Source organism: Novosphingobium sp. (assembly GCF_049240505.1).
Taxonomy (GTDB): Bacteria; Pseudomonadota; Alphaproteobacteria; order Sphingomonadales; family Sphingomonadaceae; genus Novosphingobium.
On the sequence record NZ_JBMLSM010000177.1, the window covers coordinates 1 to 8472 of the forward strand.

Genomic DNA, 8472 nt, shown 5'->3' on the forward strand with positions numbered 1-8472 from the left:
GCTGGCGGACAGGGTGGGATTCGAACCCACGGTGAGCTTCCACCCACGGCGGTTTTCAAGACCGCTGCCTTAAACCACTCGGCCACCTGTCCGCGCCGCGATGCGATCAGAATCGCAAGGGCGGATTCCATCGGTCGGAGCCGGGGAACGGTTCGCCGTTAGCGCTTTCCGCTTCGGACGCAAAGGGGATTCCCATCGCTATCGAACCGTGCGAGACTCACGTCATGGGATTGCTGAGAAGGATAGGTGGCCTGCGGGCTGCCGGTGTTGTGGCTCTGGCGTTGCTTGCTGCCGGGCCTGCGGTGGGTCAGGTGGACGCCGAGGAGCAAGGGTTTCAGGGATATCTGCAGCTTCTGGCCGCACGTGGCCGGGCAGAGGGCGTGCGGGAATCGACCATCACGGCAATGACGCAGGGGCTGACGCTGAACCGCCGGGTCATTCAACTGGATCGGGCGCAGCCGGGGTCTTCATCGGGAACGATTCCAGCGTTCGAACCCTATCGGCGCAGCCATGTGGACGCGGCGCGAATCGCGCGGGGGCGGCGACAGCTGGCGGCGGCGGCGGGGCAGGTCGATGCCATCGAACGGCGCTATGGCGTGCCCGCCAAGATGATGCTGGCGATCTGGGGGCATGAGACGGATTATGGCGGCTATACCGGCGATTTCGATCTGGCGCGTTCGCTGGCGACGTTGGCCTACGAAGGGCGGCGGCGCGAACTTTTTGCCGATGAATTCATTGCGGCGATGAAGATGGTTGATCGCGGGGTGCCGCGATCGAAACTGGTCGGAAGCTGGGCGGGGGCTTTTGGCAATCCGCAGTTCCTGCCATCGGTCTATCTGCGCGTGGCCGCCGACGGCGATGGCGACGGTTTTGCCGATATCTGGAGCAACCGCACCGATACGCTGGCTTCGATCGCCAACTATTTCCGTGATGCGGGGTGGCGCACGGGCCAACCCTGGGGCGTGGCGGTTTCGGTTCCGGCCGGACTTGATCGGGGCAGCTTGGGCACGACGATGGTCAGCCCGCGCTGTCCGCGCGTGTTCGACCGGCACTCTGGCTGGAAGACGATGGCCGAATGGCGAGCCTTGGGAATCGTGCCCCGATCAGGCGCGTGGCCTGCCGACAATGTGATGGCCAGTTTGCTGGAACCGGATGGGCAAGGGAAGACCGCCTATCTGCTAACCGGAAATTATAGGGTTATCCTCGATTACAACTGCTCGAACTTTTACGCTCTGTCCGTGGGACTTCTTGCAGATGAGATCAGCCGCTAGCCTGACCGCGATTGCCGCCACTTTGGTTCTGGCCGCCTGTGGCGGGGCCAATGCCGCCGTGAAGCCAAGCGTTTCCGGGGCTTCCGAAGCCGCCGTGCGTGGCCCCGCCGGAGACTATCCGATGGTTCTGGGTGAACCGTTTGTGGTGGATGGGGTGACTTATACGCCTGCCGATACGCTGAATTATGATTCGGTGGGCTATGCACAAGTTGCCGGTGGAGATGGGGTTAGCGGGGCGCATCGCACGCTGCCTTTGCCGAGTTATGTCGAGGTGACATCGCTCGAAACGGGCCGGACGATTCTCGTGCGCTTGACGCAGCGCGGGCCGATGACGGGCGGTGATCTGGTTTCGCTGTCACCGGGGGCGTGGGCGGAACTGGGCGCCTCAGCGGGTGGACGGGTGCCGGTGCGGGTACGCCGGGTCAACCCGCCCGAAGCGGAGCGTGCCTTGCTGCGCAGCGGGGCCAATGCGCCTGCGCGCATGGATACGCCGCCGGGCCTGCTTTCGGCATTGCGGCGGAAGTTGGGAATCGCGGCGGTGGCGAGTCAGCCTGTGCTGGATGCTGCTCCTGCGACCAAGACGTTACCCGCTGCACCAGCGGACAAGATGGCGGTGCCTGCTGCCAAACCTGTGACTGCGCCTGAGAAACTACCGGTAAAAACTTCTCCTGAAAAGAAAATTTCTCCCGCCAAGGCTGTATCCTCACCAGTTGTTGAGAAGCCCGTCCAGAAGGCTCCTGCCAAAGCCGAAGCGGCACCAGCCAGGGGCCTGTTCGTGCAGGTGGGTGCCTATTCCACCAAGGCGCGGGCAGAAGCGGCGGCCAAGGCGGTGGGCGGCGTGGCGTCACCAGCAGGCAAGCTGTGGCGTGTGCGGGCTGGCCCGTACAAGGATCGTGGACAAGCCGATGCGGCGCTGGCGAAGGTGCGCGCGGCGGGCTATGCCGATGCACGGGTCGTAACCGCGCCGTGATCTGACACTCGATCTGCGTTGCACGGGCGACCCGGATATTCCGGGGACGATAGTTGCGCGCGAAAATCTTGACGGTTCTGGTAGTTGGTTCGGCGGGGATGATGCCGGTCAAAGCGGCTGCGCCTGCGCCTGCCACACAGGCCGCGTTGGCCTCCATGCCGCAGATCGACGCGCCGATCGCGCTTTTGCTTGATGTGGGATCAGGCCGTGTTCTCTATGCGCGCGATGTGCATCGCCGGTTCGTGCCAGCCTCGATTACCAAGATCATGACGAGCTATGTCGCGTTCGATCTGATCACCAAGGGCAAGCTCAGGCTCGACCAGCGAATCCCGATCCGGCGCGAAACGTTCCGGCAATGGCGCAACGTGGGCAGCACGATGTTTTTGCCCGCTGAAGCGCAGCCGACCGTTGCTGAACTGATCGAGGGGATCGTGACGGTTTCGGCCAACGATGCCTGTGTGGTGCTGGCGGAAGGCGCAGTTGGATCGGTGCCCGCCTTTACCGCCCTGATGAATGAAGCTGCGGCTGAACTCGGTATGCGCGACAGCCATTTCAACACGCCGAACGGGTGGATGGACGAGGGGCAGACCTATGTCACCGCAGCCGACCTCGCCACGTTGAGCGGCGCGTTGATGACGCGGTTTCCCGAGTTGTACCGGCGGTTCTATGGCCATGCGGAGATGACATGGGGTGGCATCACGCAACCCAACCACAACCCGCTTTACGGTGTCGTCGAAGGGGCGGACGGGGTGAAGACGGGATTCACAAACGAGGCCGGTTATGGCTTTGTTGGCTCTGCTGAACGGCGCGGACGCAGGCTGGTGATGGTCGTGGGCGGGTATGATCGGCCCAATCTGCGGGCAAAGCAATCGCGCGAGTTCATCGAATGGGGCTTTGCCGCGTGGGAAGCGCAGCCGCTGTTCGCCAAGGGCACCCCGGTGGCGAAGGCTGTGGTGCAAGGCGGGGCTGAGCGGGAGGTTTCGCTGGTTGCCCCCCGCGCGCTCACGGTAACGGTGCCGCGCGGCTCGAAAGCGCGCTATTCGCTGTCTGTGCGCTACAAGGGGCCGGTAAAAGCGCCGGTTGCCAAGGGCGAAACGGTGGCAAGCCTGATAGTGCGGGTGCCGGGCGAGCCGGCTCACACCTTGCCACTGGTTGCAGGCGCGGACGTGCCCCGAGGTGACGTGCTGGACCGGTTGCGCAATGGCGCGTTCGGGATGTTCGGACTGTGAGCGGGCGGTTCATCGCGCTGGAAGGTGGCGAAGGCGTTGGCAAATCGACGCAAGGGCGGCTGCTGGTGGAGGCTCTTCGCGCGCGTGGCATCGAAGTCGTCGCCACGCGAGAGCCGGGCGGGACCGCCGGGGCCGAAGCTATCCGGGCCATGCTGCTTTCGACTGAAGGCGAAGGCTGGGGGGCCAGGGCCGAAGCCTTGCTGTTCGCCGCCGCGCGCGCTGATCATGTTGAAAAGCTGATACGGCCTGCCGTGGCGAGAGGGGTGTGGGTGGTCTGCGACCGGTTCGTCGACAGCAGCCGCGCCTATCAGGGCGGGGGCGGGGGGCTTTCTGACGATGACGTCATGGCGCTCCACAGGATCGGCAGCGAAGGCCTGCTGCCCGATGTGACGGTGCTATTGACCGTCGCGCCAGAGGTGTCGGCATCGCGCCTTGCGCTGCGCGATGGCGATACCGCCGACCGGATTGGTGGACGTGGGGCGGAATACCACGCCCGCGTGGCCACAGCCTTTCGAAGCTTTGCGGAAGCTGAGCCGATGCGCTTTGCCGTGGTGGACGCCCAAGGAACGCCGGACGAGGTTCACGCCCGCATCATGGCGGCGCTGAAAGGTATTCTGGCGTGATCGGGCATGATGAAGCGTGGCGCGCATGGCGCTCTGCCATGAATGGTGCGCGAATGCATCATGGCTGGCTACTGGCCGGACGCGAAGGCTTGGGGAAGGCGAGCTTCGCGCGCGCTGCGGCGGCGGAACTCGTGGCCGAACCGGGTGTGCCACAGCCCGCCGTTGAGGCGCACCCCGATATCTTGACGCTTTCGCCGCTTCCCGCGAATGACGACGAGGCGAAAAAACGTGACGAGGGTAAGCCCTACCTGCTCAAACGCAGCATATCGGTCGATCAGGTGCGCGCCTTGCAGCGCCGGCTGACGACGCGGCCAACGCTTGGGGCACGCAGGGCGGTGATCATCGATTCTGCCGATCTGCTGGAAAAGAGCGCGGTCAATGCGCTGCTCAAAAGCCTGGAAGAGCCGCCGCAGGGCACCTTTTTTCTGTTGGTCGTTCACGCTTTGGGACGCTTGTTACCGACAGTCCGTTCTCGGTGCCTGATCGTGCGGTTTCATCCGCTCACCGATGCAGAAGTAGCGCGCGCACTTGATGAGGCAGCACCCGAACTCGATGCCGAAACACGGCGGGCAGCGCTGGCGGTTTCAGGCGGGTCGCCCGGCGCGGCGCTGGCCTTTGCCGAACAGGATCTTGGCCGGGCGCAGGCGATATTTGAAAAGCTGATCGAATTTGGTGACCGCGATCTTTCCTTGCGCGGCGCACTGACCGGTGCAATCGGCGCAAGGCCGGACCGCGAACGCATTGGCGCAGCAATCGAGGCGGCACGCATGACCGTGGTTCGCGCGCTTGATCGGGCGGATGATCCCGCAAGACTGCGGCTGGCCGAAACCCACGCGCGGCTGGTAAAGCTGGCAGGCGAAGCGCCGATATACAACTTTGATCCGGCAATGCTGATGATGGAAATCGGCTCCTTGCTGGCATCGGCCGCGCCGACTAGGGAAGGCGCGCGATAATCACGCAGATTCCTTGCAAGAAAGCGACCGGCCCGATGGGCGAACCCTTCTATATCACCACCGCCATCTCCTACCCCAATGGCAAGCCGCACATCGGCCACGCTTATGAAGCGATTGCTGCCGACGTGATCGCGCGGTTCCAGCGGGCGATGGGGCGCGATGTTCGCTTCCAGACCGGGACGGACGAGCACGGTTTGAAAATGGCGCAGAAAGCCCGCGAACTGGGCGTGACACCGCGCGAACTTTCAGATGAAATGTCATCGCATTTCATCAAGATGTGTGATGAATTGAATATTTCGTATGATGTTTTCATCCGCACAACCGAGGAGCGCCATCACACATCCGTGCAGGAATTGTGGCGCCGGATGGAAGCGAACGACGACCTCTATCTGGACCGGTATGAAGGCTGGTATTCGATCCGCGACGAGGCCTTCTACGATGAGAGCGAACTGGTAGCCGGAGAAGGTGGTGAAAAACTGTCTCCGCAGGGCACGCCGGTTGAATGGACGGTCGAGGAATCCTGGTTCTTCAGGCTTTCGAAATATGCCGAGCCACTGCTGAAGCTTTACGAAGAGCATCCCGAATTCGTTCAGCCCGACAGCCGCCGCAACGAGGTGATGCGCTTCGTCGAAGGGGGATTGCGCGATCTTTCGGTTTCACGAACCAGCTTTGACTGGGGAATCAAGGTTCCGGGCAGCGACGGGCATGTGATGTATGTGTGGGTCGATGCTCTGGCCAACTACCTGACCGGTTTGGGATTCCCTGACGAAAGTGGTGATTTTGCAAAGTATTGGCCTGCAAATCTCCACCTGATTGGCAAGGATATCGTCCGGTTCCACACTGTCTATTGGCCTGCTTTCCTGATGAGCGCCAATGTGGCGCTGCCCAAACAGGTGTTCGGCCACGGTTTTCTGCTGAACCGGGGACAAAAGGAATCAAAGTCGCTCGGCAATGTGACTGACCCGCTGGAACTGGCCGAACGGTTCGGCGTCGATCCGCTGCGCTATTTCCTGATGCGCGAAGTGGCATTCGGACAGGACGGCTCCTACTCGCCCGAAGCCATCGTCATGCGATGCAATGCCGAGTTGGCGAACAGCTATGGCAATCTGGTGCAACGCACACTCTCCATGATTTTCAAGAACATGGGCGGTGAACTTGCGAAGTTTGAGACGACCGAGGCAGATGATGTTCTGCTGGCGACGGTGTTCAATGCTTGCCGAGAGGAACTGCCGCGCGAGTTTGAGGGGATGAACTTTTCCGCCGGGATCGAGGCGTGGATGCGGGGCGTGTTCGCCTGCAACGCCTATGTCGATGAACAGGCACCGTGGGCATTGCGCAAAACCGATCCCGAACGGATGAAAGCCGTTCTGCTGACGCTGTTCATGGCGATCCGCGATCTGACCATTGCGATTTCGCCTGTGGTGCCAAGTGCAGCGGCCAAGGTGTTGGACCAACTGGGTATTCCGCCTGAAGGGCGCGGTTTTGGTGCGTTGACCGATGCGGACTGGTATATGGCGCGCGTGACCACAGGCGAAAATCTGGGTCAGCCACTTCCGGCGTTTCCCCGTCTCGAACTGCCTGAAGAGCCTGCCTCGGCATGATGCTCATCGATTCACACTGCCACCTGAACTACAAGGGCCTTGTCGAAAGTCAGGGGCAAGTTCTTGATCGCGCACGTGAAAGCGGCGTGCGAGGCTTTCTCAACATCTCGACACGCCAGCGCGAATGGGCCGATATTATCGCCACCGCAGAGCAGGAAAGCGACGTCTGGGCAAGCGTGGGTATTCACCCGCATGAGGCCGACGAACACGCAGATCTGGGCGAAGCGGTGCTGCTGGAAGCCGCAGCGCATCCGCGTGTGATTGGTATCGGCGAGACGGGCCTCGATTACTACTACGACCATTCCGACCGGCAGGTGCAGCAGTATCTCTTACGGGTGCATATCAGGGTAGCGCGCGAAACCGGACTGCCGCTGATCGTCCATACGCGCGATGCCGAAGATGACACGACGCGGATTATCGAGGAAGAAATGGGGAAGGGGGCCTTCCCGGCGCTTATCCACTGCTTCACCGCCTCTGCACCTTTTGCGGCGAAGATGCTGGAACTGGGCCTTTCGATTTCGCTTTCCGGCATCGTGACATTCAAGAATGCCAAGGACTTGCAGGCGATAGCTGTAGAGTTGCCCGAAGATCGGCTATTGGTGGAAACCGATGCACCGTTTCTGGCACCGGTGCCCCATCGTGGAAAAACCTGCGAGCCGGCGTTCGTTGCCGATACCTGCGCCTTTGTGGCCGGGCTACGCGGGACCAGCACGGAAGCGCTGGCCGAAACCACGGGCGCAAACTTCTTCCGGCTGTTCAGCAAGGCCGTTCTGTGAAACTGACCATACTCGGTTCAGGCACATCGACCGGGGTGCCGCGTATTGGCAACGACTGGGGCGATTGTGACCCGAACGAGCCGCGAAACCAGCGCACACGTGTGGCGATCATTGTGGAAGGCAACGATGGAAGCCGTTTGCTGGTGGATACGCCAACGGACTTGCGCCAGCAGTTTCTGTCCTGCGGAATCGACCGCGTGGACGGCGTTCTGTGGACCCATGATCACGCAGACCATTGCCACGGTATAGATGACCTGCGCCCGCTGCGTTACGGTCGCGGTGGGCCAATTCCGGGCTATGCAGCAAGCGAAACGGTGCGCCGGTTGCGCCAGCGCTTTGGCTATGTCTTTGCCGGACAGCACGGCTATCACACAATCTGTGAGCTGGACAATCTGGACCGTGTCCGCATGATCTGCGGGATTGGCGTAGGCCACTGCCAGATGCCTCATGGCCCAGCGCAATCGACCGCTTACCGCTTCGATCAGGGCGGAAAAACAATCGGTTACGCAACAGACTTCAGTGAGATTACCAACGAGATGATCGACCTTTTCTACAAGGTCGATGTGCTGGTGGTGGACTGTCTGCGGCGGCAACCGCATCCGACGCATTCCCATCTGGGCATGGCGCTGGAACTGATCGGCGCCACACGCGCAGGGCACGGTGTGCTGACGCATCTCGACAAATCGATGGATTACCGCACACTCTGCGCCGAGACGCCGGATCACATAGAGCCGGCATACGATGGACTGGAGATCGTGGTGTGAACGGCGACGAGATTGTCAGGCTGATCGGCATTGCGATGGCGCTGGTCTTGCTCATGGCCAACTTGCGCGGGCGACAGATAGGACTTTCCGATGGACTGAGAATGGGCGCGCTTTGGGCGTTCCTGTTTGTGGCGGTCGCGCTTGTGTTCACGATGATCGGATGGTGATCCGACGCTCCAGCGGCACCTGCAATTTACATAATACTTATTATCAAATCAGAATAGAAACACCGGTGGATTCTACCTTGAAGTGCGAAATTCGAGGATTTCTGAGGCTTCAGCCCCA

General features: G+C 61.6%; 9 protein-coding genes and 1 tRNA gene. 9 read left to right on the top strand and 1 reads right to left on the bottom strand.

All coding sequences use genetic code 11. The features are described from left to right. Nucleotides 1-2: 2 nt before the first annotated feature. Nucleotides 3-92 (bottom strand) — tRNA-Ser (locus tag ACOVQ0_RS14300). A gap of 132 nt (nucleotides 93-224) precedes the next feature. On the opposite strand from ACOVQ0_RS14300, the gene ACOVQ0_RS14305 reads away from it, so the two are divergent. The 9 genes from ACOVQ0_RS14305 (at nucleotide 225) to ACOVQ0_RS14345 (ending at nucleotide 8354) form a co-directional block, all read left to right on the top strand. Further along, nucleotides 225-1271: a lytic murein transglycosylase gene (locus tag ACOVQ0_RS14305; RefSeq protein ID WP_421885698.1), complete on the top strand. Its 1047-nt coding sequence runs from the start codon at nucleotides 225-227 to the stop codon at nucleotides 1269-1271. Then, nucleotides 1255-2241 (top strand): SPOR domain-containing protein, encoded by a 987-nt coding sequence (locus ACOVQ0_RS14310; RefSeq protein WP_421885701.1) that lies wholly within the window; start codon nucleotides 1255-1257, stop codon nucleotides 2239-2241. Before ACOVQ0_RS14305 ends, ACOVQ0_RS14310 begins: the two co-directional genes overlap by 17 nt. 98 nt (nucleotides 2242-2339) lie before the next feature. Next, a complete protein-coding gene (locus tag ACOVQ0_RS14315) occupies nucleotides 2340-3470 on the top strand; it encodes a D-alanyl-D-alanine carboxypeptidase family protein (protein ID WP_421885717.1) in 1131 nt (376 codons plus the stop codon). After that, entirely contained in the window at nucleotides 3467-4093 is a 627-nt protein-coding gene (gene tmk / locus ACOVQ0_RS14320; RefSeq protein WP_421885704.1) for a dTMP kinase, read from the top strand. The genes ACOVQ0_RS14315 and tmk overlap by 4 nt, the downstream gene beginning before the upstream one ends. Next, on the top strand, nucleotides 4090-5046 hold the full coding sequence (locus tag ACOVQ0_RS14325; RefSeq protein WP_421885706.1) for a DNA polymerase III subunit delta': 957 nt from the start codon (nucleotides 4090-4092) through the stop codon (nucleotides 5044-5046). The genes tmk and ACOVQ0_RS14325 overlap by 4 nt, the downstream gene beginning before the upstream one ends. Nucleotides 5047-5081: 35 nt before the next feature. Next, a complete protein-coding gene (metG, locus tag ACOVQ0_RS14330) occupies nucleotides 5082-6647 on the top strand; it encodes a methionine--tRNA ligase (RefSeq protein ID WP_421885709.1) in 1566 nt (521 codons plus the stop codon). After that, nucleotides 6647-7423 (top strand): TatD family hydrolase, encoded by a 777-nt coding sequence (locus ACOVQ0_RS14335; protein ID WP_421885721.1) that lies wholly within the window; start codon nucleotides 6647-6649, stop codon nucleotides 7421-7423. The genes metG and ACOVQ0_RS14335 overlap by 1 nt, the downstream gene beginning before the upstream one ends. Further along, the gene (locus ACOVQ0_RS14340) at nucleotides 7420-8187 is read left to right on the top strand and encodes an MBL fold metallo-hydrolase (protein ID WP_421885711.1); all 768 of its coding nucleotides are present in this window, start codon (nucleotides 7420-7422) and stop codon (nucleotides 8185-8187) included. Before ACOVQ0_RS14335 ends, ACOVQ0_RS14340 begins: the two co-directional genes overlap by 4 nt. Then, entirely contained in the window at nucleotides 8184-8354 is a 171-nt protein-coding gene (locus ACOVQ0_RS14345; RefSeq protein ID WP_421885714.1) for a hypothetical protein, read from the top strand. Before ACOVQ0_RS14340 ends, ACOVQ0_RS14345 begins: the two co-directional genes overlap by 4 nt. The last annotated feature ends 118 nt before the right edge of the window (nucleotides 8355-8472 follow it).

What these genes read in the sequence shown, in the direction of transcription:
- ACOVQ0_RS14315 (WP_421885717.1), top strand. Translation starts at nt 2,340, where the DNA reads ATGATGCCGGTCAAAGCGGCTGCGCCTGCGCCTGCCACACAGGCCGCG.
- metG (WP_421885709.1), top strand. Translation starts at nt 5,082, where the DNA reads ATGGGCGAACCCTTCTATATCACCACCGCCATCTCCTACCCCAATGGC.
- ACOVQ0_RS14335 (WP_421885721.1), top strand. Translation starts at nt 6,647, where the DNA reads ATGCTCATCGATTCACACTGCCACCTGAACTACAAGGGCCTTGTCGAA.
- ACOVQ0_RS14305 (WP_421885698.1), top strand. Translation starts at nt 225, where the DNA reads ATGGGATTGCTGAGAAGGATAGGTGGCCTGCGGGCTGCCGGTGTTGTG.
- ACOVQ0_RS14310 (WP_421885701.1), top strand. Translation starts at nt 1,255, where the DNA reads ATGAGATCAGCCGCTAGCCTGACCGCGATTGCCGCCACTTTGGTTCTG.